The 21,648-nt window shown below is 38.1% G+C and carries 23 protein-coding genes and 2 pseudogenes; 21 read left to right on the top strand and 4 right to left on the bottom strand.

Annotated features, from left to right (window positions below; all coding sequences use genetic code 11):
* The first annotated feature begins 29 nt into the window (after positions 1–29).
* The 7 genes and pseudogenes from KQI87_RS00180 to KQI87_RS17065 all read left to right on the top strand — a co-directional run bounded on the left by KQI87_RS00180 (position 30) and on the right by KQI87_RS17065 (position 5,035).
* A complete protein-coding gene (locus tag KQI87_RS00180; protein WP_216458382.1) occupies positions 30–437 on the top strand; it encodes a Fur family transcriptional regulator in 408 nt (135 codons plus the stop codon).
* Positions 430–1,050 (top strand): annotated as a pseudogene (locus KQI87_RS17075) (flavin reductase); the annotation flags it as partial. The gene KQI87_RS00180 and the pseudogene KQI87_RS17075, both read left to right, overlap by 8 nt.
* 18 nt (positions 1,051–1,068) lie before the next feature.
* Positions 1,069–1,611, top strand: coding sequence for a rubrerythrin (rbr, locus tag KQI87_RS17070; protein ID WP_253292276.1), 543 nt, complete (start codon positions 1,069–1,071; stop codon positions 1,609–1,611).
* Between the two features lie 30 nt (positions 1,612–1,641).
* Positions 1,642–1,797 (top strand): rubredoxin, encoded by a 156-nt coding sequence (locus tag KQI87_RS00170; protein ID WP_019161201.1) that lies wholly within the window; start codon positions 1,642–1,644, stop codon positions 1,795–1,797.
* Between the two features lie 103 nt (positions 1,798–1,900).
* Positions 1,901–3,442, top strand: a complete 1,542-nt coding sequence (locus tag KQI87_RS00165) for an ASKHA domain-containing protein (RefSeq protein ID WP_216458380.1) — start codon at positions 1,901–1,903, stop codon at positions 3,440–3,442.
* Between the two features lie 80 nt (positions 3,443–3,522).
* Entirely contained in the window at positions 3,523–4,719 is a 1,197-nt protein-coding gene (locus KQI87_RS00160) for an HD-GYP domain-containing protein (protein WP_216458379.1), read from the top strand.
* A 127-nt stretch (positions 4,720–4,846) separates the two neighbouring features.
* The gene (locus tag KQI87_RS17065) at positions 4,847–5,035 is read left to right on the top strand and encodes a response regulator (RefSeq protein WP_334300711.1); all 189 of its coding nucleotides are present in this window, start codon (positions 4,847–4,849) and stop codon (positions 5,033–5,035) included.
* Between the two features lie 316 nt (positions 5,036–5,351).
* On the opposite strand, the gene KQI87_RS00155 is transcribed toward KQI87_RS17065, so the two are convergent.
* From KQI87_RS00155 to KQI87_RS00145, 3 genes are all read right to left on the bottom strand, one after another.
* Complete coding sequence (locus KQI87_RS00155; RefSeq protein ID WP_216458378.1) at positions 5,352–5,564, bottom strand: hypothetical protein; 213 nt, start codon at positions 5,562–5,564, stop codon at positions 5,352–5,354.
* A 434-nt stretch (positions 5,565–5,998) separates the two neighbouring features.
* Positions 5,999–6,217, bottom strand: a complete 219-nt coding sequence (locus KQI87_RS00150; protein WP_216458377.1) for a DUF3791 domain-containing protein — start codon at positions 6,215–6,217, stop codon at positions 5,999–6,001.
* A 585-nt stretch (positions 6,218–6,802) separates the two neighbouring features.
* Positions 6,803–7,162 carry a hypothetical protein gene (locus tag KQI87_RS00145; RefSeq protein WP_216458376.1) on the bottom strand — a complete coding sequence of 120 codons (360 nt, stop codon included), beginning with the start codon at positions 7,160–7,162 and terminating at the stop codon, positions 6,803–6,805.
* 254 nt (positions 7,163–7,416) lie between these two features.
* Here KQI87_RS00145 and KQI87_RS00140 point away from each other — a divergent pair, with 254 nt between their 5' ends.
* The 10 genes and pseudogenes from KQI87_RS00140 to KQI87_RS00095 form a co-directional block, all read left to right on the top strand.
* A complete protein-coding gene (locus tag KQI87_RS00140) occupies positions 7,417–7,623 on the top strand; it encodes a helix-turn-helix domain-containing protein (RefSeq protein WP_253292271.1) in 207 nt (68 codons plus the stop codon).
* A 190-nt stretch (positions 7,624–7,813) separates the two neighbouring features.
* Positions 7,814–8,392 (top strand): recombinase family protein, encoded by a 579-nt coding sequence (locus KQI87_RS00135; protein WP_216458375.1) that lies wholly within the window; start codon positions 7,814–7,816, stop codon positions 8,390–8,392.
* 205 nt (positions 8,393–8,597) lie between these two features.
* Complete coding sequence (locus tag KQI87_RS00130; RefSeq protein WP_216458374.1) at positions 8,598–9,407, top strand: hypothetical protein; 810 nt, start codon at positions 8,598–8,600, stop codon at positions 9,405–9,407.
* A 183-nt stretch (positions 9,408–9,590) separates the two neighbouring features.
* Positions 9,591–10,526, top strand: coding sequence for an alanine-zipper protein (locus tag KQI87_RS00125; RefSeq protein ID WP_216458373.1), 936 nt, complete (start codon positions 9,591–9,593; stop codon positions 10,524–10,526).
* A gap of 226 nt (positions 10,527–10,752) precedes the next feature.
* Positions 10,753–11,514 carry a ParA family protein gene (locus KQI87_RS00120; RefSeq protein ID WP_216458372.1) on the top strand — a complete coding sequence of 254 codons (762 nt, stop codon included), beginning with the start codon at positions 10,753–10,755 and terminating at the stop codon, positions 11,512–11,514.
* On the top strand, positions 11,515–12,021 hold the full coding sequence (locus KQI87_RS00115; protein WP_216458371.1) for a hypothetical protein: 507 nt from the start codon (positions 11,515–11,517) through the stop codon (positions 12,019–12,021). It abuts the gene before it with no gap.
* 71 nt (positions 12,022–12,092) lie between these two features.
* Positions 12,093–12,464 (top strand): hypothetical protein, encoded by a 372-nt coding sequence (locus KQI87_RS00110; RefSeq protein ID WP_216458370.1) that lies wholly within the window; start codon positions 12,093–12,095, stop codon positions 12,462–12,464.
* A gap of 10 nt (positions 12,465–12,474) precedes the next feature.
* Complete coding sequence (locus tag KQI87_RS00105; protein WP_216458369.1) at positions 12,475–13,389, top strand: hypothetical protein; 915 nt, start codon at positions 12,475–12,477, stop codon at positions 13,387–13,389.
* A gap of 334 nt (positions 13,390–13,723) precedes the next feature.
* The gene (locus tag KQI87_RS16890; protein ID WP_216458368.1) at positions 13,724–16,018 is read left to right on the top strand and encodes an HTH domain-containing protein; all 2,295 of its coding nucleotides are present in this window, start codon (positions 13,724–13,726) and stop codon (positions 16,016–16,018) included.
* Positions 16,003–16,308 (top strand): annotated as a pseudogene (locus tag KQI87_RS00095) (transposase); the annotation flags it as partial. The gene KQI87_RS16890 and the pseudogene KQI87_RS00095, both read left to right, overlap by 16 nt.
* Before the next feature lie 425 nt (positions 16,309–16,733).
* Here KQI87_RS00095 and KQI87_RS00090 read toward each other — a convergent pair.
* The gene (locus KQI87_RS00090; RefSeq protein ID WP_216458367.1) at positions 16,734–17,030 is read right to left on the bottom strand and encodes a hypothetical protein; all 297 of its coding nucleotides are present in this window, start codon (positions 17,028–17,030) and stop codon (positions 16,734–16,736) included.
* A 760-nt stretch (positions 17,031–17,790) separates the two neighbouring features.
* On the opposite strand from KQI87_RS00090, the gene KQI87_RS00085 reads away from it, so the two are divergent.
* From KQI87_RS00085 to KQI87_RS00070, 4 genes are all read left to right on the top strand, one after another.
* A complete protein-coding gene (locus KQI87_RS00085; RefSeq protein ID WP_216458366.1) occupies positions 17,791–18,819 on the top strand; it encodes a hypothetical protein in 1,029 nt (342 codons plus the stop codon).
* 11 nt (positions 18,820–18,830) lie between these two features.
* Positions 18,831–19,583, top strand: a complete 753-nt coding sequence (locus KQI87_RS00080; RefSeq protein WP_216458365.1) for a hypothetical protein — start codon at positions 18,831–18,833, stop codon at positions 19,581–19,583.
* Positions 19,584–19,697: 114 nt separating this feature from the next.
* Positions 19,698–20,141 (top strand): hypothetical protein, encoded by a 444-nt coding sequence (locus tag KQI87_RS00075; RefSeq protein WP_216458364.1) that lies wholly within the window; start codon positions 19,698–19,700, stop codon positions 20,139–20,141.
* Between the two features lie 453 nt (positions 20,142–20,594).
* The gene (locus KQI87_RS00070; protein WP_216458363.1) at positions 20,595–21,266 is read left to right on the top strand and encodes a hypothetical protein; all 672 of its coding nucleotides are present in this window, start codon (positions 20,595–20,597) and stop codon (positions 21,264–21,266) included.
* Positions 21,267–21,648: the final 382 nt, after the last annotated feature.

The following is a 21,648-nucleotide window of genomic DNA, read 5'->3' as shown; positions in this document are numbered from 1 at the left end:
TTAAGAATAAATCCTAATAAGGAGGACGAATGACTAACAGAAGAAATACAATTCAGAAAGATCTTGTGAAAAATGCCGTATATGAAATGAAAAGGCATGTTACAGCAAATGAAGTATATGAATTTCTAAAAAAAGAATATCCTACCATTGGAAAAGGAACAGTATATAGAAATCTTGATATACTGTCAGAAGAAGGTGTTCTGAGAAAGGTTGAAGTGCCAGATGGAGCAAATCGGTTCGATATCACACTGAAAAATCATTATCATGTGAGATGTATAAAATGTGGTGAGGTATCGGATGTAGATATGGAGGAAATACCGGATTTAATGAAAAGAATTCATGATACACATGGAATCGATTTTTTGGAATATGATATTTCCTTTAAAGGCATTTGTCCGAGATGCAGGGAGAAGATGAAGGAGGAGCAGAATGGATAAAAAAGCGATGTATAAGCTGAGTTACGGATTATTTGTACTGACTGCCAGAGAAGCCCAAAAGGATAATGGCTGTATCATTAACACTGCAATCCAGGCGGCATCAGAACCTAATCAATTAAGTATCTGTGTAAATAAAGCAAATTATACACATGAAATGATCCAAAGGACCGGAAAATTCACAGTGTCAGTATTAAGCCAGAATGCCCAGTTTGAATTATTTAAACATTTTGGTTTTCAATCCGGGCGGGATATGAATAAGTTTGAAACATTTGAAAAATGTGCAAGGGGCGAAAATGGCATTTACTATATCACAGAAGGAACAAATGCATATATTTCTGTAAGTGTTAATAAAACAGAAGATTTAGGTTCCCATACGATGTTTATTGGTGAAATAACAGATATGGAAGTCCTGAGTGATATCCCTTCTGTAACATACGAGTATTATCAGAATCACATAAAACCTAAGCCACAGGCAGTAGGAAAAACAGAAGATGGTCAGACGATATGGCGCTGCAGGATTTGCGGATATGAGTATGTAGGAGAAGAATTACCGGATGATTTTGTATGTCCTTTGTGTAAACATCCGGCATCAGATTTTGAAAAAGTAATAAAGAAAGCGGAGGTAAAGGAAATGGCAGCAAACAAATATGCAGGAACACAGACTGAGAAAAATTTACAGGAGGCATTTGCAGGAGAATCACAGGCAAGAAATAAATATACCTATTTTGCTTCTGTTGCAAAAAAGGAAGGCTATGAGCAGATGTCAGCATTATTCTTAAAAACAGCCGATAACGAGAAAGAACATGCAAAGATGTGGTTCAAAGAACTGGCCGGAATTGGTGACACAAAAGAAAATCTGGCTGCTGCTGCAGAGGGTGAGAACTACGAGTGGACAGATATGTATGAAGGATTTGCAAAAACAGCAGAGGAAGAAGGATTCCCGGAACTTGCTGCAAAATTCAGAGCTGTAGGAGAAATTGAGAAACATCATGAAGAAAGATATCGTGCACTTCTTAAGAATATTGAAACTGCACAGGTATTTGAAAAGAGTGAAGTTAAAGTTTGGGAATGCCGTAACTGTGGACATATCGTAGTGGGAACAAAAGCACCGGAAGTATGCCCGGTATGCAATCACCCACAGAGCTATTTTGAGGTACACGCAGAAAACTATTGATTAAAATACTGATACAGGGAGGAATCAAGAATGAAATACGTATGTGATGTTTGCGGATGGGAATATGACGAAGAGGAAGGATATCCAGAAGGCGGTATCGCACCGGGAACAAAATGGGAAGATGTTCCAGAAGATTTTGAATGTCCTTTGTGTTCCGTTGGAAAAGATCAGTTTTCTGAAGTATAATGAATCATAATGAAAAGGAAGGATATCAAGTATGAGTTATAACCGATGTCCTTCCTTTTTTGCGGAATAGAAAATGTACATATGGTAAAGGAGAAGGAACACTATGAGAGGTCTTAGTCGAAAATTATACATTGATCTTTCTGCGCCAACCGAAGAGGATCAACGTTCAGACCAGCAGCGTATTCTGGAATGTTTATCAGCAAAGGGCGTGAAAGAGGAGGTCCATATTCCGGTTCGCATTTTGAGGCAATTATATCCATTACTTGATCATGCAGGTTGGAAAATAACAGTATCACTTTCATGGAATGGAGAAAAATGGGAGCTGGTTGATATAGAGAGCGGAGATACAGTCAGCCAGCATTATGGGCTGGCGGTAGACCTTGGAAGTACAACGGTAGTGGTGAAACTTTTAGACTGTAACAGTGGTGAGATACTGGGGGAAGAGAGCTGCTTTAATAAACAGATTCAGTGGGGAACCGATATTTTATCACGTATTTTTTACTGCAAAGATGATAAGAAAAAATTGGAAGAGATACGGCTTGCTACAGTTGAGTCTATTATAGAATGCATGGATAAGCTGGATGCAAAGCATCCGGTGTCACGAAAATGTCTGTCTATGGTAGTAGCAGGTAATACCACCATGATCCACTTTCTTTTGGGAATAGATGCCTTCTGTGTCTTTTACACACCACATGCTGTTCATGCCGATCGTCCGGGATTCCAGCCGGCAAAAGATCTGGATATTCCGTTGAATGGTTATGTGTATTGTTATCCGGCGAAGTCTAATTATCTGGGTGGTGACATCATCAGCGGAATGATTGAGACGGAATTATATAAAAAAGATGGAATCAGTGTTTTCTTTGACATCGGAACCAACGGTGAACTTGTGATCGGAAATAAAGATTTTCTTCTTTGCGGCGCTGGTGCGGCAGGACCTGCATTGGAAGGCGGTGTGGTACATACCGGGATGAGGGCAGATGCCGGAGCCGTGGACAGAGTGAGGATAAGAGACGGAAAAATTCATGTTCATGTAATTGGTAATTCTTCAGGAGAAATTAGCCCTAAGGGTATCTGTGGTTCTGGTATTGTGGATTTGATTGCAGAACTTTTCCTGGAAGGCTGGATAGATATTCGTGGTAAGTTTTCTCCTGAAAAGACGAATCTTATTCAAAAGCGGGACGGTCAGCCTTGTATAGAATATGCTCCGGGGCTGTATTTTTATCAGAAAGATATCGACGAATTTATCCTTACTAAAGCTGCGGCACATATAATGGTTGAGATCATGCTCCGGGAATCTGGACTTGAACTGAATCAGGCAGATCGATTTTATGCAGCTGGTTCTTTTGGAAAGCATGTATCTGTGGAATCGGCTATTACCATTGGAATGTATCCTGACATGGACCGGGAAAAGATTATCAATGCTGGAAATTCTTCCCTGGAAGGAGCTCAGAAGCTTTTGCTGAACAGAGAACTTCTCTCAGATATTGATCAGATACTGGAAGAAATGACGTATATACAATTTGCGGAAGTAGATGATTTCCTGGAACAGATGGTAGCTTCCCAGGCATTACCTCATACAGATTATAAAAAATATCCAACGGTCATGGAAAAATTAAAGAAAAGACAAAACATATGCTTTTATTGATCCGAGGCTGAGAAATCTGTCATGGTAAGCATATTCCAGATTTCTCAGAAAACAGAACAAAGGAGGAGACAAGATCAAAAATGAAATTTGATGTGCTGGGGTTATTAGCAGCCTGCTCATATGCATTGGACTGTGTAGAGGCAGAGCTGATTAAAGTAACAAACAATCATTCTAAACGTGTGGCATATATGGCGGTTTGTACTGCTGAAAAAATGGGTATACAGGGTCAAAGCCTGCAAGATTTGGCAGAGTGTGCATTGCTGCACGACAATGCAGTGGCACAATATATTCAGGAAGAGCTTCAAAATGACGCTTTACGTAACGGGGTGACGAAGCTGGGAAGGCATTGTACCATAGGAGAAAAAAATCTGAAAAATATACCGTTTCATAATGATGTATCTAATGTCATACTGTACCACCATGAAAACGCTGATGGAAGTGGGCCTTTTGGAAAACAATGGAATGAAGTACCGTTATTTGCAAGGATTATCCATATGTGTGATACGATAGATATATTTTGCCGATCTATGAAATCAGATTCGGATGAGTGGAAAAGAACAGAAGAATTTGTAATAAAGTCAAAAGATAAATTGTTTGATTCCTTCTGCGTGGAAGCTTTTTTTAATGCTTTTTCAGATGAAAAAATTCATATGATTGATAATGAAACCCTGGATACGATGTTGTGGAAGAAAGTACCCAGAATAAAGCAGGAACTTAATTTTACACAGATTAAAGCTATTGCAGATCTTTTTGCCCATATTGTGGACTATAAATCGCCCTTTACAAGTAACCACTCAATTGGTGTTGCGGAAGGTGCGGAAAAAATATCAAGATTTATGGGATTTGATGAGGATATCTGTCAGAAAATGTATCTTGCCGGAGCTTTGCATGACATAGGAAAGGTTGCAATCGGAAATGAGATTCTGGAAAAACCAGAAAAATTAACAGATGAAGAATTTAAAACGATGAAACATCATGCAGTATATACCTATTATATTTTGTCAGGGATAGATGATTTTGAAGAAATAAGAGATTGGGCGGCTCTTCATCATGAAAAGTTAAATGGAAAAGGATATCCTTTTGGAAAAACTGCTGATGAATTAAATGAACAAGAGCGCATTATGGCTTGTATTGATATTTATCAGGCTCTTACGGAAGACAGACCTTATAAGAAGGGATTATCACATGAAAAAGCATGTGATATACTTGATGACATGGCACAGAAAGGTTTTGTTGATTCTGATATTTCAAACAAGATCAGAGATTGCTTCAGTTAAATACAGAGGTTGAATTTATTTACTCATGAAATAAGTGTGGTGAGAGATTTACATTGCGGAGGTGATCGTGGTGTGAATGTGAATTTTATGATCTAATAATCATGGATATTATGATGCAGGTGATGAACTGACCGCCACACGGACAATACGAAGTCTGAATCGAAAAGATGCCAGAACAGTTCCGATCACAGCAATATCAGCAAATGCGTTTGAAGATGATATCCAAAAGAGTCTGGACGCTGGTATGAATGCGCATATTGCGAAACCCGTGGATACGGTGAAACTTCTGACAGTGGTGGAAGAACTGATAAACTAGCTGGACAGAATTGAAATCAGAGTAGTAGAAAGCCTGTTGTTGCCTGCAAAATCTGCAGATGATAGCAGGTTTTTTATTTTTTTGTTCCGTTCATTTCACCCGAAATATGGATAGAAGAAATAGACTACTGAGAAATATGTGCCGATAATAACAATCGGCAAAATGATAATACCAGTTCATTGGTAACACACAGAAAGAAAAGTCTTGGATTGCGACATCTAAGACTTTTCTTTTTGTTGGATCTATATGTTTGAACTCGTTCGGGATAGTTTAAAGGGAGGTGTTTTTTTACCACATCCCTTCCATATTTAGTTGATTATAAGAAATTCTCAGGCTTGATATCGTATACTTTATAGAGTTTCTCACGGAAGTTGCTGTTGGTAGCAGCTTGTCCAACCTCAGCACTTCGACCACTCATGATGAGGCGGTTAATCAGCGTACCTAACATCAATTGTCCTGTCTCGATACCTTCTTTACGACCTTTTTCAATATTTTTTTCTGATTCCAATTGCAAAACTTTTCCATCCATAGCATACAGCTCCTTTCTCACATTATCTTGTGTTGCAAATATGTAATCCAGTATCTGCATGATTAGTTCGACCAGATCAGAGTACATGCTTTTCATTATTTACCTTTTGTATCATAACATTTATTTTGTTCGTTCGCAATTCCCCGGATAGAGAATAATAATGTACAAATAGAGTATGCTTTAGATTGTCAGATTGAAGATTTGATAGAATATATTCCACCGCGAAAGAAATAATAAATAATTAAAAATATTATTGATTAATAAAGGTATCATATTGTATAACGTGTACATGTATGTTATAATATTAGTAGGCAAAATAAAAATATCCTGTACTTAGGGGATAGCCCCGGAGGTCACGTCTCCGGGGCTCTTTTATTTTTCGTAGAATGCTTTTTTAATTATGCTCCTGATTATTAAACTTATTTTTCATCTTACTATACAAATAAAACATTTTTATATTCCATTTCAAGTTCATCAACCAAGTATCCATCACTCATACAATGCAAATCTGATACACCATCCCGCATCAGCTGATATACTTCCGAATGATAGAAAATATCCAATGCCTTGTCTATTGAAATTCCCATCCTTTTAGCAAATAGTTCTACTATCCTTGCATACTTTTTCTGAAGCAAAATTGGATTTGCGTTCATACCTCAACACTCCCTTCATAACGCAGCGTTTTTTTCCGTTCTTTAGATAATTATATATTATCTTGACACATATGAAAACAAATTTTTACTTTTGATTAATAAAGGTATCACATTGTATAACGTATACATGTATGTTATAAGGCCAGTGGGCAAGATGATGAAAATATCCTGTACCTAAGGGATAGCCCCGGAGATACGACCTCCGGGGCTCTTTTATTTTTCGTATGTTTATCTGTATTTCCGGAGCGTTCCAAGAGTGTCCTGCAATGCCCAGATTTTTTTCTGCTAAGCTGCAGTCTCTGCCTCATAACGTCTATTGGATTCCCTCATTAACTAATATGCTTCAATCGTTGCTTCATGCTGTTCTTCACTCTGTTTTAGAACTTCAGTATCCTCTTCCAGTTGATCATTCACGTATTGTAATCTCCTGTAATTACTATGCGCAACTTCGAGTTCGTCTCTGAATCCTTGGAGATATCATTCATTATATCTTGGGCATATTCTTTGAGACGTTACTTGTAAACTGAAAACAAAAAGGAAGTTGTCTCCGCTGGTCTGGTACAACTTCCTGCATTAATCTTTAAATTAATATTTGTCTTCGTCTGCTGGATTCCATCCATCTTCTTCCAAATCATCTATCAGATCAGCGACGCGTTTTGCTGCCTCAAGTTGTTCGGCTAGCTCATCCATGTATTTGCTGATTAATTTGTCTCGCTTTTTGTTGAGCATTTTCTGAACTCTATACATATGTCTCGCAATTAAGTGGGCTCTGTAATCATTGATTGCTTGTGTCTTATCTGCTGGATCACCGTTATAATTATCAGCGTACATCTGCACAAGATCTGGGAGTAGTGTACTGTAGTATGTTTGCCACAATAACGTTTCGTATTTTTTTAATTCATCATTAATTTTTCTATCGTATTCCTTTGCGATTTCAAATTCCATATTCTTTGTCCTCCATTTTTTCTTATTAACATAATAATGATAGGTTGTATCCATACTTTACCGGGATTCGCAACAGCCTCGTCAAGCTTCTGTCCCTTGAACTGGTTATATAATACTACGAATAACGTAATTTGTCAATGCAAAATCGTAAATAATTTACGCTATTTGTATTTATAATTGCGTTGCGTTGACATTAAATTACTAATAGCGTATTATTTAATATATAAGAAACATGAGAAAGGAGATACTCGGATATGCTGAAATCTCGGTTAAAAGTTCTTTTGGCAGAGAATGATATGACGCAGAAGAAATTATCAGAGCTGACGGGAATTCGCCCCGGAACAGTCAGCAACATTGTAAATAATAATATCAAGCAAATTCCTGTAGAAGCTGTATGTGAGATATGCAGAGTTTTACAATGTGATATTGGAGATATTTTTCACTATGAATCAGAAAACTAAAACAGTATCCTAAAACCATGTTCTATATGAGTTATAATAATTCAGAGGAGTTACCTATGCCATGGGTAGCTCTTTTTGTTTGTTCAGAAGTTCCAAAACTTAAAAGTATTGACACCAATTCCGGAATGACGTAAAATCAAGGCATAGAACGGTGTCATAACTTAGGATCACTAATGAAAGGAAGAAACAGATGATTTACGGATATAGCAGAGTGTCCACCAAGGGCCAGGCGAAGGATGGTAACAGTTTGGAAGCTCAGGAAGCAGCATTGAAAGCTGCAGGTGTTCAGAAGATATATTCTGATGCTTTTACGGGCACTAAATCACATCGACCGGAACTTGATAAGTTACTGGATGTAATTAAACCAGGTGATACGCTAATCGTCACCAAGTTAGATCGAATTGCTAGAAGTGCATCTCAAGGAACGGAACTAATTGAATCACTTCTGAAGAAAGATATTGTAGTACATATATTGAACATTGGAATTATGGATAATACACCTACGGGAAAACTGATCAGAAATATACTATTCTCTTTTGCCGAATTTGAGCGAGATATGATTGTAGAACGTACGCAGGAGGGAAAAGCTATTGCGAAACAGAATCCGGATTTTACGGAAGGTAGACCGAAGAAATATTCAAGACAACAGATTAATCATGCGCTTGAACTATTGGAGAATCATTCTTACAAACAGGTCTGTCAGATGACCGGGATTAGTAGGAGTACATTAATAAGGAAAAAAAGAAATATAAGAGGTGATGCATTGTGATATGTAATGTTAGTAGCAGGAAATTACGAAATATTCTTTTACTATAATTACTTTTAAGATTCCTTCTAATACTTCAGGTATCTTGAACTGCCTACCTTTTGAACATCTGGAAGTGTAGGAAAACTGCATGAAGTGCTGGTGTTTCGCACATATATATGTTATAATATATTATAACATATATATGTGCGAAACGGAGGGATAAAGGATGCCAGATTTAGAGAGATATCCGACGCTGGTTAGTTTCGAAGAACTGCCGAAAGAATTGCGTTGGGAAGCCTGTCTGGAAGCTCTGAACTCGGAATATACATTGTCATTTCGAAAAGCTTGTAGAATTTTAAAATGCAGTCGTGACTGGATTTCGAAATATATAAAACCTAACTGTCATTACATTTATTTAACAAACCGCTTTGGTCGTAGAGCAAATTACTATGCCATAGCACAAAGAAGACTGGGACTCGAAGAAAAAGACAGCGTGTGGTTTAATGAGAATGAATTTAAAAATATGATTATGTCAAGCATTACGTCGTGTACAAGACAGACTATATCCATTCCGGTAGAATTTTTTATTAAGCCGAATCAATTGGAGAGATTTCGTATTGAATATGTTGAGGCTCGAGATGGAAAGGAGTTTCAATTGGAAAAAATGGAAGAGGCAGTGGAAAAATATGCTACTGATATAGGACGGAATCTATGGAAGACTATGGCATCTCCGTATGCGAGAGGTAAATCGCCTGTAATTTCGGTAACGGTGCCGTCATTTGGGTTGGAGAGCATGATGGCTGTGCATGATCTAAAGAATTACGGCGATACGGATGAAATGATTTACAGAGATCTGTTTCGAATGGGCGCTATAAGGATTGAAATATCGATTCCTGATAGAGACGGCTGTATATCAAGAAAAATCTATTATTTAGAGCCAGAAGATGATGTTAATCTTAATAACACGGTAGAGCCAATTTTAATTAATTATGCTGATTATATTGCGTATAAAGATAAGTTCACAATCTGGAAGTAAATAATGAAAAATGGGATGAAAATTCATCTCGTGATGTAACATGTTATAATGTAAATAATGTTATGTATAACAATAACAATACATAACAAATGTATAACAAAATATTGATAGTAATATAGAGGTATGATAAAAGGATATTATCGAATAGGGAACGATCAACAGGATTGAGAAAGGATGGATAAAATGGGCGAAATCAAACAGACAAATTTTAGAGTTGACCAGGAATCGGCAGATGCGTTTAGAAAATTCTGTGAAGAGAATGGAATGAACCAAGCACAGGGCTTCGATCATATGATGCAAGTCATGGAACTGAATCGGGCAAAGACTATGATTCCAGGAAGTGCCAAGGATATAGAGACTTTTGAGATGTACATGAAAAAAGTCATGGAGTCATACCTTAAAAGTGTCGAAGATTACAATACGGCACATGAATCCGCCAAAGAAGAATTCATTTCAGCGCTGACCAGCAAAGATAAAACAATCGGAGCTTTACAGGAGAAGGTGGCACAGCTACAGGAAGAAAAAAAGATTGCAGAACAAACAGCAATCAGTGCTTCTCAGACTGCTGATCAGGCTATAAAAGAGGCTTCTGTAGCGAAGACGCAGGCTGAAACAGCATCGAAATTGGCTGAAGAAAAAGACAAAACTATTGCCAATATGCTTGATAAGCTGAGTATTGTAGAAGAAAAAGCGGTCGAATATGATGATCTGAAAAAATCTGAAGAGACAGCTAGAGGCAAAATTATTGAATTACAGAAAGATATGGAGCGCCAGAAAGTGGAAGCTGATCGGAAATTAAAGGCAAGTCAGGAAGAAGCGGAACGGGCGTTGAAAGCTGCGCAGGATATGAATGCTAGGGAATTAGCTGAACTGAAAAAAGATCATGCTACGGAAATCAGAGAATTGAAAACGGACATGGAACGTAAAATCTCAGATGCTCAGAAAGATGCTGCTCTCCTTTGCGCCAATGAAGTTGTAAAAAAGGAGCGTGAAATGAACGCTTTACTCCGGGAAGCTGACAGAGAGAATGCACGTCTGCAGGTACAACTGGAAAGCCTGCAGGACAAAATTGCTGAGCTGACAGTTGTTTCAGATAAAGCTAAAAGTGATAATATATAGAATGTGAGAAGAAAAGCTTCTCTCTTTTTTGAGAGGTTAAATATGTTATTGTATATGCTAACATATTTAAATAAAACATTATGCTGCAGAAACTATTTTGAAAATCACGTAGATACAAGATAGATACAATATAGATATAAGATAGGATTGATTTTTAAAAAGATAGGTGATACAATATAGCAACAAGATAAATACAAGACAAATATAAGATAAGAAAGGAGAAAGCATGGGAGCAAAGGTAATTACATATATCAATGAGAAGGGCGGCGTCGGGAAAACCTCCGTCTGTTATAATACAGCTTGGGAGCTGGCAAGTCAGGGAAAACGGATTCTGATGATTGACATGGATGGACAGAAAGCTAATCTAACTTTTTTTTCCGGAGTCCTAAGAACGGACAGAATGAAGACGATCGTGGATGTTTTAAAGGGTGGTATTTCTTTAGAAGATGCAACTGTAGCAGTTAAGGAAAATCTGTACATTATCCCAGCTAACATGGCAGTGGCAGAAATTGGAATGGACGCTAAGATTAGCCGATTTCGCAGTGAACTGAAAGTGGTCAAAGATAGTTATGATTATGTATTCATTGATGTGAATCCTTCTCCGGGATGGGGACACTATTTGTCTCTGTCTGTTTCTGATTTTGCTGTTGTGATCATGTTACCGGACATTGCTTCTTTGGAAGGAAATTCAGGAATACTGGAATCTATTTCGGAGATTCAAGAAACAACAAATGAAAAGCTGCAGATTGCTGGAATTTTGTTTAATCGCAGTAATGATAGAACCAACCTAGGGAAACAGGTTCAGGAGGTTGCTAAACGGATGGCTGATGGGGCTGAAACTACAATTTTTGAATCAAAAATTCCCCAGGCGGTATCACTCAGTGAATGTGTTGCCGCACATATTGGAATCACAGAATATGATCCGGGAAGCCGGGCTGCAGGGTCCGTTAAAGATTTTGTTGCTGAACTGGAACGAGGTGTTGTATAAATGGCAAAAAAGAAACTTGATTTATCTGGTATGTATACAGATACAAGTAATATACAAGATAAAAACAATATAGATACAAGTCAAATACAAGATAAGAAGCGTGAGATTCATGGGAAGTATGAGGCTTATAGACGTGCAGAAGAAAATCTGGAAAATCATGCAGAAGAGGGGGGAACATCTGCAAAGCCAAAAAAAATCAATATGGCCTTTACGGCTCGAGTGTACGATATTATAAAAGAGGAATCGGAGAAGCTCAGTATTGCAGCGGCGTATTATATCAATGAAGCAATCAGGCAGGCTGATTTGAATCATATCCAAGCATTCTATGACCAGTTGCTGATAAAACCATCCAAAGATTGTATTCCACGGAAAAAGGGACAAGCTGCGCAGAGAATTTTTATAAAGTTGGATGCTGATGTATACAATATGATTGTAGCTGGTGCAGAGAAATATAACCAGACTTTAACACAATACGTCAACATGGTTTTAGAATCAAATATAAGATAAATATAAGATAGATACAAGATAGATACAAGAAAAACATAAGATAACAAATGAAATAGAAAAGGGGAATGATTATGAGTGGATTCCCACGCCAAGATGAAATAGATGCTTATTATGCAAAGAAGAAAAAAGAAGTAGGAGAGTGGCTAATCGAATATGCCGGAGATCAGAAACGTCTCACGCAGGAGCAACGGCGGCAGATACTGGTATATGCAGAACAGATGTCTTTCAGTATGGCTGGAGAAGTAAACGTCTATGTTCAGAATCTGAAAACGGTTGGAAAGCGCGAAAAAGAACGATTACAAAACTATATGAGTCAGATTGATTGGTTGCCGGAGGGTGTTAATACTGGGACACTGGATGGAAAAGTTGTCTGTAGAGTTTTGCCGCGACCACTTGAAAAATTATTTGGAGATAATGATTGGAAGTCGAAAAAGGAGGAGTGATGTTTCATTAATGGAAGAACTCAAAATAGCAAAATTACCGAAGGCCCAAAATGAAAATTTTAATATTTCTTCAGTGGCAAAGTTTATTACGACAACAGGCGGTTTAGTTTCAGCTGAAAATCCGACCGAATTGAAAGTTATGCCATCGAAGAACATTATAGTGACGGTCGATTTGGAAAAAGATAAGGATGTCGAGCTGTCGAGTAATAATGTAACGATGTATGATTTAGCTGTGATGGATTCAGTATATACGCTATATAAAAATAATTGTAGCTCTTTTACTCCGGAGATGGTTTCCAGAATTATGTCTGGAAATGTAAAGGGCGATGTTAAACCACAGAAAGCAGGAGCTGTTACGCGAAGTTTGAAGAAATTGGCTTTAATTCGTATTACACTGGATTGCACAAATGAATTTGAGGCACGTGGGATAAAGCTGAGAAAGGGTGATAGGGCGTTATTTACAGATTACCTTCTTCCGTTAAGAGAGGTACAGGTAAAGTCTGCTAATGGAGAAGTTTATCTTAATGGTTTTTCATTAAAAGAAATGCCGGTCCTTTATGACTATGCAGAACGCATAGGACGTGTTGCGGCAGTGCCTATTGGCCTTATGAAGGTTCCTGGTATGACTGATACAGACGATGCCATTTTGGTAAAAAGGTATGTAATTCAGCGTGTTGAAGAGTTGAAACGGGCAAGGAATAAGATTACATTAAAAGAAATTATATATTACGATGAGGAACTCGATAAAGGAGTACTTACAGAGTTATGGTATGATGAGGAATTTGTAAATATTCGGGATAAGAAAGCTAAATTACATAAAATGATGACAAAGGTTTTAGAATCATTTAAGATTGAAAAATATATTAAAGGATATGATGTATTATTTGCAGGTCGCTCTATTATTGGAGTTGAAATAAATTTGTAAAGCACCGACTTTTGCGACATCAAGCACCGACTTTTGCGACAAAAGCACCGACTTTTGCGACAAAAGAAAAAAAAAAGCACCGACTTTTGCGACATCAATGTGTCGGAAACCCTTGTAAAATAAGGGTTTGAAAAAATTAGTTCAAAAATCAAAAAATTTCAGTTTTGTCATATATAGCGCTTCCAGTTCATTTAAGGTAGACTATAGATAGCAAGATGGATAAAAAAGGAGATCCGTTTTAGCGGGTCTCCTTTTTTATGTTATAGATGTGGATAAGGCAATGCCAAAAATAAAATTTGACATTGTGTATCCACTGGAAAGGAGGTGGATCATTGTGAAAGCATATGAAAAAGAAGCAATGGAAAGAGAAAAAAGAAGATTTCTCCAAGTTCTGTATCATGACAAAAAAGGCGGACAGATGATCTACCTTCGGATAAAAAATGAAAAGGACTCCGAGCAGAGGAGCTATTGTGATATAGAAGAACTGGCAGCTACAGGAACTGACCTGGATAGTTGTTACGTAACGGTGAATACATTCAAAGGATACAAACGAGAATCTTCACGAATTTTCAATTACACATCCATATATATCGACATAGATTGCCATAGATCCGATAATCCAGATACTATTGAGACTGCAAAAAAAAGAGCCATGGATATTCTGCAGGAAGCATATGCGTCCGGAACCCTTGCTATCCCGACTATGATCACCGATACGGGAAGAGGGTTTGGACTGCAGTATGTTTTGAATAAGTCGATTGCTAATACTTGGAGAACCGAAACAATGATTGCATTTTTCAAAAAGGTCCGAAAATCTATTTTTGAAAAATACAAAGAAACTTTGTGCGGAGACCCAATGATTGAGGTGGATGCTGCAGTTCTGGATGATTCGCGCGTTTGTCGCTTGCCAGGTACATATAACGTGAAAGCCGGGAAATACTGCCGGCTTATCAGTGTATCCGGAACGTACTATGAATTATCGGAACTGGTACAAGGCTGTAATCTCTGGGATTGGAAACCCGAAGAAGAGTATAAAAAAGTAAAAGAAGAGAAAGAAAAGAAGAAAAAGGAAATCGCTTCCAGACCGGTAGTATCATTTACGGAGTACCGTTTACCGTTTTTGACGACACGTTTAGAGCAACTGGAGAAGCTGCAGGAGATGCGCGGAGAGGAATGTACAGATAGTTGCAGGGAACAACTGCTATTTATCGCATACTCCACACTGAAACAGCTTGATCCGACTAATGCAGCGTTGCGTCTGCAGGAGATGAATATGCGTTTTGTGGATCCATTGCCACAAGCAGAACTGGATCATATTATCCAGGAGACGGATCAGAGCGTTGGTATTGATCACAAAGGATATTATAAGCTGTCAAATTCCTATGTAATTGATATGTTGGCCCTTACAGACGATGAAATTAAGACGCTTGGAATTGGGCAGGGGTTAAAACGCGCAGCTGAGAGAAAGGCGGTTAGAGACAAGAAAAAAGAGACACGGAAAAAGATTGTCGAGCTGCTGATGCAGGCCGACTATTTGACGTATGATGAAATTGCGGAGGCTACAGGTGTATCCAGAAGGACAATTTGCGCGATTGCTAAGGAAGAAAACTTGATGCGGTATTCTAAGGCAGCACAGCGCCAGAATCATCAGAAACAGAAAGCAGAGATTATTGCTTACGATTCTGTTCGGGAGAATGTTGGACAGGTTTCTGAAAGTGCAAATTCTGCCACTGGGTCTGTGTGTGCCTCTTTTGAGGGTACTTCTCGCGCTCTTCTCTCTACTCCTTCGGTAAGGGGGGACGGGGGAGAGGAGCTTGATTGGTATGCGTGGCTAGCTACGATCGCTTCTGATAATACTATCGCACAGGAGCTCCTTACTCTTTTTAGGTGGAGTAATTGGGAATCTTCAGGTTTTGGTATTGACTTAGAAGAATATCTTGACCAGCAGATGCCAGAGGTTATGCAATATCCTGATCGTCTAGCAGATCTTCGAACCAATGTAGTAAAAAAATTTTTTGGATATTATAAGGAAGAGTGTGCTTATCTTTTTGGTATGTTCAATGTATATCTTCCAGGAGTATGGGAGCTTTTTCTAAATTCAGGAAAGGGAAAATCAAAGAAACAGTGTACATACCCGGTTGTAGATGTAAAAACAGAAACGTCGGAGCAGCGTGAGGCTCGGATTGATCGTTATTTGAAAAACTATATGGACATGCGATTTAAGGTCATTGAGGGCACTGATGAGTATAGGAAACGCTTGGATCCGGATGTGCTCCGAATGGTAAAGACTGTCTGTATGCAGGTTGACCGCCTAAAACGAGATTATTTTTGGATTGAGAGAAAGCAGATTCCGACTTCAGACATTAAACAGTGTTTTAAATCTCTTACCTATAAAGACATTGTGGTTATCTGTGAGCGTATAACGCATCAGGGAACAATTCGGGGTGCAGAAAAGCCTTTTTTCTATGTCTTACAGTCTGTATGGAAATACAGACATCCGGATGCTGCAGCGGATCAGGCAGATCGGATACAAGAACAAAAAAAAGTAACAAACAAATTTAATAATTTTGATCAGCGCAAATATGATTTTGATGCTTTGGGAAGGCTATTGGAATATACACTCTTCTGAAAGACAGTTTCAAAAATATCCTGCAGGAGTTGATGGAGGCAGAACTGGATGCAACCCTTGGTTACGAGAAAAACCATAAGGGAAATCTACAGACAGACAATAAAAGAAATGGACATTCTACAAAGAACTTAAAAAGTCAATATGGCGAATTTCAAATTGACATATCCAGAGAGCGTAATGGGGAGTTTGAACCCAAATTTATCCCTAAATACCAGAGAAATATTTCCGGGATTGAAGAAAAGGTGATCTCTTTGTATGCACGTGGTATGAGTACACGTGACATTCATGATTAGCTGCAAGATCTTTATGGGATCGAATGGTCAGTAGATAACAGTTAAGTGAATATTGCAAACAAAAATTACATATGTTATAATGCCAATAGGCAAAGAACGAAATAAATGTCTAACGTAAGCGAAAGCCCCCGGTACCGCTAATACTGGGGGCTTTCTTTTTTGTACTTTTACGATGTACGATCGAGGCTAGTTGCTGTTAATTATCTCCATCTAACCATTTGCAGATATAGTGGCAGGCTATACCAGCCGCGATGGAAACTAAGAACGAAATAAATATATCTAACATAAGCGTCCCTCCTTTCTGTTGCCAGATTGAGGGCAGCAACGTTATAAGTATATCATAGATTCAGCAACAATTCTAATATATTATAATTTTTGTGGGAGAGTGTGAGAGGTATTCTCCCTACTATCTATCTTAAGGTCTAAAAAACGGGATATTTCCCAATTGGGATATAATTTGGCTCATCAAAATCAAGTGCATCCTCCTCCCACACCCCCGCATGCGTCGAGAATTCTTGTCTGCAACATCCACATATTACACGGCGTTGGACTATTAATCCAGGACCATCCATAATTTTATCCCACCAATTTGCATCTTTATGGCTTTTGCTAAATTCGTCAATTTCTGCCTGCTCTTCATCCGTCAGTCGGATTACCAATGACAGGTGCTCTTCTCCGCAATGTGGGCAGGTTGGATGGATACGATACATTTTTCCCATGTCTTTTTCCTCCCTTTGTAATTTTAATCTTAGTTATATTAGTTATAAAAATTATACCACAAGATGGATGTATGTAGTTGTGGAAATATCGGTTTACCCGCTTATGCCAATGAACGGGTAAACCGATATCTATAGGATTTCACCGGATATCTTTTTCATGTTCTTAAAATTTTTCCATATTATAGGTGATCTTATTTATAAGTTAACATAGATGCAAAGAAATGGAATCAAGCCATGGATGACCCGAATGCACCGAGTAGCCCTTGCGAATGGAGATAGTAGGGAGTCATGCAAGACAGTTAGTAATCTTTTTGAACGCTGGGTAGCAACCGAATTGACGGACAAAATTGAGATCTCTGGTAGTATCTGATACCGATCCAGACAAAAGAAAACGTGTATCCCATAAATGAAAAACCTGGGAAAGTGGTTTAGTAACTAATAATGTGAATGCACCGGGAGCTGTAAAGACCGGAGGGTGATGATCCGACATTAGTTAGAGTCCTGGCTCTATCATTGATCTAATAAAACAGGCTGTAGGAAACAGACAGAAAGAGTTGAATGCTCACCGTGCATAAGGTGTAAAAAAAGAGTGCAAGAGGTCGTGCATAAGACCTCCCTGAAAGAAGGGATCAAAAAAGAGTGTGTATTGCCTAGTATCGGCAGTCAAAAGACGACGGGTACGAAGCGACATTATGTTTTAACCGCTTACGAAGTGTTAGATTAGAACAAAAAACAAAAGGGAGAAAGGAGCTTATTGTGTATGGGACATAAAAAGAAAAATTCAGATAATAGAGACCTGCATCAGCAGGCTTATGACCGCTTGCAAAGAATGCAGCATTTTGGTGATTCTAAGACGGAAGATAAGAAATATGATCGGGAACATGATACAGATAAGGTGTCTGGTAAGATATATTCATTTTCTACCTATAAAACGTACTGGAAACACATTAAGTATTTTCTCAGGTATGTAAAAAATCATTATCCAGAATGTAGAAAACTGGACAAGGCTCAAAAGTATGTGGCAGAGTGGTTGCAGACTCGTGTTGATGAGGGAAAGTCTGCCTGGACTATACAGACTGAGGCTGCAGCCCTAAATAAACTGTATGGAATTAAAAAGGATGATCCGCAGCGTTTTCAGCCTCCGCGGAGGAAAAAAGAGGACATTGTGAGGAGCCGTGGACGGAAAGAAAGAGATAAGCATTTTTCAGAAGCGAAGAATGAGGAACTGGTTAATTTTTGTAAAGGCTGTGGCTTTCGACGTAATGTTTTGGAAAAGCTAAAGGGTAGTGATCTATATGACAGAAGACAAGTTGAAGCTTCTTTGAAAGATGCTAGGATGTATGGTGATTATCCTATGATAAAAGCTTGTAAAGATGCTTTAGAAACGTTTCCAGATAAAGAATATTTTGTTTTGCATCGTTCAGATAAGGGTGGAAAGATGCGGATAAGCCCGATTGTCGGACCGAATATGGAAAAGATTGTAGATCGGATGCGAAATACAAAATCGGATGAATTGGTCTGGCAGTATGTGAGTGCAAATTGTGACGTGCATGGATACCGGTCTGACTATGCAACATATCTGTACAAAGAATATGCACGTCCGATGGAAGAATTGAGCTTTGAAAATAAGATCAAATGTTCAGACGGAAAATATCGATCGGAAATTTATGTATGTCGTGGCGATGAAAGAGGGAAAAAATTGGATCGTAAAGCAATAGGTGTGATTAGTATAGCATTGGGACACAACCGTGAGGATACGGCGATATCTAATTATATCCGCAATTTGTAAGGAGTGATGACATGAAATACATGAAAAAAGGAAGCCTCGGAATATTGGTAGAAACATCTGCAGGTGCATCAGATCCGGAATTGACAGAGGTACGATTGAGTGCAGCAGAATATGCAGACATGCAGAAGAGGATCAAAACTGCAGAACAGGCGCAGCTAACTGCGGAGGAAAATGTTGAATATTGTGGAGAGCAGCTAGAAAAATACAAAAACCTAGAGAAGGAAATGCAATACAAAATAGATGATGTTGAGCGGCAACTGGAAAGGGTCACTAAAGAAAAAAATTATTTAGAGGAACTGTTAAAAAGGCAGATAAATCTTAATGGTAACCTAAAGCGTATTGCGAGAGAGAGGGCTAACGCCCAAAGAGGACTTGTGCCCAAGAAGGAACATAGCGGATATGTTGTACTGTCATCTGTACAGTGTAGGGTGCACCATGATAACGGTGTCACGTATGTATGGCGAAGTATATTACAAACCCCATATGATGCAAGTTTGCCATATGAGCAGATTGCAGATGATATATGGGCAGAATTACGCATGAGAATATTAAAATCTATTGGTATTTTCTATGTGCAGCTAAAAAAGGATAATGGAATTTATAAAAAATGGACAGACATAGATGATGTTGGAAAGGAACATGAAGTATGTGGCCTATATAGATGGTGTTTTAAAGCAAATTATGTCTGCGGATTATGGGAGATGACTATGTATCATACGCAGAGTCTATATGTACCAGAGGAATATAGACCTGTTAGGCGTTAACTTTTTTTGTGTCAATTTATTTGTCTATTGCTTTCAGATGCTAATGTGTTTACAATACTCATAAAGGGTTGATATATTGGTATTTTTTGATTAGACATAGTTAGGGTGAAAACGATGAAGATTAATTTAACTGTAGACGAAAAAGAGATACTGTACAAATTACAAGCAATGAGATTGTCATATTTCCAGAGCGAACCAATACCTAGAATTGATAGGGAATATCAGGAGATGGTTGCTGATGAGCTGCAACAGATGATGGGGCAGTTGAAAAAATTAAATGAAGGTTACATTGAATTTTCCAAACAACAGATGCATATTAACATTACACTCCTGGATGTACTTATCTATTCGATGGGGATTTTTGCGCAAAATGATCGTAATGTTCAGAAGTCTACAGAAGGTATAGAAGAGAAACTGCATATAATAGCAATTGCGAAAGAGCTACGCCAGAAGATAGTATCAGTATTGTTGCCTGATCCTTGGTTTGGTGAGTCTGAGAGTATACAACGTGCAGCCTATAGTTGCTACGAAATGATTAATGGATGGGGTAATATATAAGAGGGTATCTGAGGTGTTCGATTAGAATGATATATGGGATTCAAAAAAAGTGAATTCGAATTCACTTTTTTGAATCCCATACAACTCTTGAAGTATTAACACTTTATTAGCATAATTCATTTATTGATATTTTTCAAGTCAAAATTCATATATAGTGACGTTAATCAATTGTCGCAAGTTTTGAGACAACTAATTCATATCTGCAAGAAAGGCAACAAAATTATATGAACAACCGTTTTGGAGGTGAGATGATTGTGCGCAAAAAATATGATATTATGAAGCTGCGTCCGAGAAAAAATCCGTATACAAAAACAAGTGCATACGGAGAGGCATGTGAAGCTTCAATAGTTCCCGAAAGGTCACAAGTATCTGAAACCTTATCGAGGGGGGATCACTCCTGTACGGGAGAACGGCAGGACTGAGAGTTGGATTAGAAGATGAATGGAGAAATATATGGAAATACATAGAGAATCAGTGCTTGAGGCGGCTTACAGGGAAGGATTTGAAGAGGGATATGAACAAGGATGTAGAGAAGCAGAAGAGAGGTATAACGAGTATATCATTAAACTTATAGAAAAAACAATGGAAATACTTGATAATTTTAGCTATGAGAGACCATCTGAGTCAGTATACAAAATTACTGGTGTTGAGGAATTAGGGAAAAAATTTATTCTTGCAAAAGTAGAAGATGAGCTGAAAAAGAATGGATGGCTTGTTTGTGATGTTAACTGTGACGTTAATTCGGACGGAAATATCTTAATGCAAATTGCAGCAATGCTTTCAAAAGAAGGATTTTCAAAAAAGAAAGAAAACGGTGGCGATTTCGGATATAGCGACGATAAGTTTTTTGATATTGGAATCGAAGTTGAAGAGATGATTCAAGAAGCGCAAAAGAAGCAGAAAAAAATCTTGATTGGTATTGATGAAATTGCAAAAACAGATGAAATGGTAAGGTTTGTCGCTGAATATGGAAGATGGCTAAGAGCCAATTACCCCGTATATCTTGTATGCACAGGTTTGTACGAAAATATCCAGGAATTGAGTAACGTAAAAAATCTCACATTCTTCAGGCGGGCCACTACAATTCGAACAGAGCCACTACAGAGACTTGGTAAAATGGAGTAATCCGCGGACAGGTTGCGGAGAATTTGTCTCTGCGGAGGCGATTTACCCAGAAAATGTTATTTTTACCCTGTATAGGTGGCAGATTTTTTATCTGTAATTTCGGGTATTTTTATGCTATTATGCTAATGTAAAGTATAATACAAAAAGGAAATCCGTTACATGGAACAGCCGTTCACTATTGGGAGTAGATTATGGATTAAATCTGAGTATGTAATTATACATCATTGGCAATTCTCCAGCTTGGTTGGTATTAGAATGGAGAATTGTCTTTCAAAAGTTACAAGTCAAACAACACGGGCTATCCCCTACGGCAATAGGGAATAGCCTTTTTGCTATTTGCGGTGGTTATCTAAGTAAATTCTGAACAGTAATCTAACGTACT

Source organism: Blautia sp. MSJ-9 (genome assembly GCF_018919065.1).
In the GTDB taxonomy this organism is placed as follows: domain Bacteria; phylum Bacillota; class Clostridia; order Lachnospirales; family Lachnospiraceae; genus Blautia_A.
The sequence above is the reverse complement of the archived record's forward strand: the minus strand, read 5'-3'. Positions and strand labels throughout refer to the sequence as shown.

Excerpts from the sequence above, each read along its gene's own strand:
- KQI87_RS00180 (WP_216458382.1), top strand. The coding sequence starts at position 30 with ATGACTAACAGAAGAAATACAATTCAGAAAGATCTTGTGAAAAATGCC.
- rbr (WP_253292276.1), top strand. The coding sequence starts at position 1,069 with ATGGCAGCAAACAAATATGCAGGAACACAGACTGAGAAAAATTTACAG.
- KQI87_RS00170 (WP_019161201.1), top strand. The coding sequence starts at position 1,642 with ATGAAATACGTATGTGATGTTTGCGGATGGGAATATGACGAAGAGGAA.
- KQI87_RS00165 (WP_216458380.1), top strand. The coding sequence starts at position 1,901 with ATGAGAGGTCTTAGTCGAAAATTATACATTGATCTTTCTGCGCCAACC.
- KQI87_RS00160 (WP_216458379.1), top strand. The coding sequence starts at position 3,523 with ATGAAATTTGATGTGCTGGGGTTATTAGCAGCCTGCTCATATGCATTG.
- KQI87_RS00155 (WP_216458378.1), bottom strand. The coding sequence starts at position 5,564 with ATGGATGGAAAAGTTTTGCAATTGGAATCAGAAAAAAATATTGAAAAA.
- KQI87_RS00150 (WP_216458377.1), bottom strand. The coding sequence starts at position 6,217 with ATGAACGCAAATCCAATTTTGCTTCAGAAAAAGTATGCAAGGATAGTA.
- KQI87_RS00145 (WP_216458376.1), bottom strand. The coding sequence starts at position 7,162 with ATGGAATTTGAAATCGCAAAGGAATACGATAGAAAAATTAATGATGAA.
- KQI87_RS00140 (WP_253292271.1), top strand. The coding sequence starts at position 7,417 with ATGCTGAAATCTCGGTTAAAAGTTCTTTTGGCAGAGAATGATATGACG.
- KQI87_RS00135 (WP_216458375.1), top strand. The coding sequence starts at position 7,814 with ATGATTTACGGATATAGCAGAGTGTCCACCAAGGGCCAGGCGAAGGAT.
- KQI87_RS00130 (WP_216458374.1), top strand. The coding sequence starts at position 8,598 with ATGCCAGATTTAGAGAGATATCCGACGCTGGTTAGTTTCGAAGAACTG.
- KQI87_RS00125 (WP_216458373.1), top strand. The coding sequence starts at position 9,591 with ATGGGCGAAATCAAACAGACAAATTTTAGAGTTGACCAGGAATCGGCA.
- KQI87_RS00120 (WP_216458372.1), top strand. The coding sequence starts at position 10,753 with ATGGGAGCAAAGGTAATTACATATATCAATGAGAAGGGCGGCGTCGGG.
- KQI87_RS00115 (WP_216458371.1), top strand. The coding sequence starts at position 11,515 with ATGGCAAAAAAGAAACTTGATTTATCTGGTATGTATACAGATACAAGT.
- KQI87_RS00110 (WP_216458370.1), top strand. The coding sequence starts at position 12,093 with ATGAGTGGATTCCCACGCCAAGATGAAATAGATGCTTATTATGCAAAG.
- KQI87_RS00105 (WP_216458369.1), top strand. The coding sequence starts at position 12,475 with ATGGAAGAACTCAAAATAGCAAAATTACCGAAGGCCCAAAATGAAAAT.
- KQI87_RS00090 (WP_216458367.1), bottom strand. The coding sequence starts at position 17,030 with ATGGGAAAAATGTATCGTATCCATCCAACCTGCCCACATTGCGGAGAA.
- KQI87_RS00085 (WP_216458366.1), top strand. The coding sequence starts at position 17,791 with ATGGGACATAAAAAGAAAAATTCAGATAATAGAGACCTGCATCAGCAG.
- KQI87_RS00080 (WP_216458365.1), top strand. The coding sequence starts at position 18,831 with ATGAAATACATGAAAAAAGGAAGCCTCGGAATATTGGTAGAAACATCT.
- KQI87_RS00075 (WP_216458364.1), top strand. The coding sequence starts at position 19,698 with ATGAAGATTAATTTAACTGTAGACGAAAAAGAGATACTGTACAAATTA.
- KQI87_RS00070 (WP_216458363.1), top strand. The coding sequence starts at position 20,595 with ATGGAAATACATAGAGAATCAGTGCTTGAGGCGGCTTACAGGGAAGGA.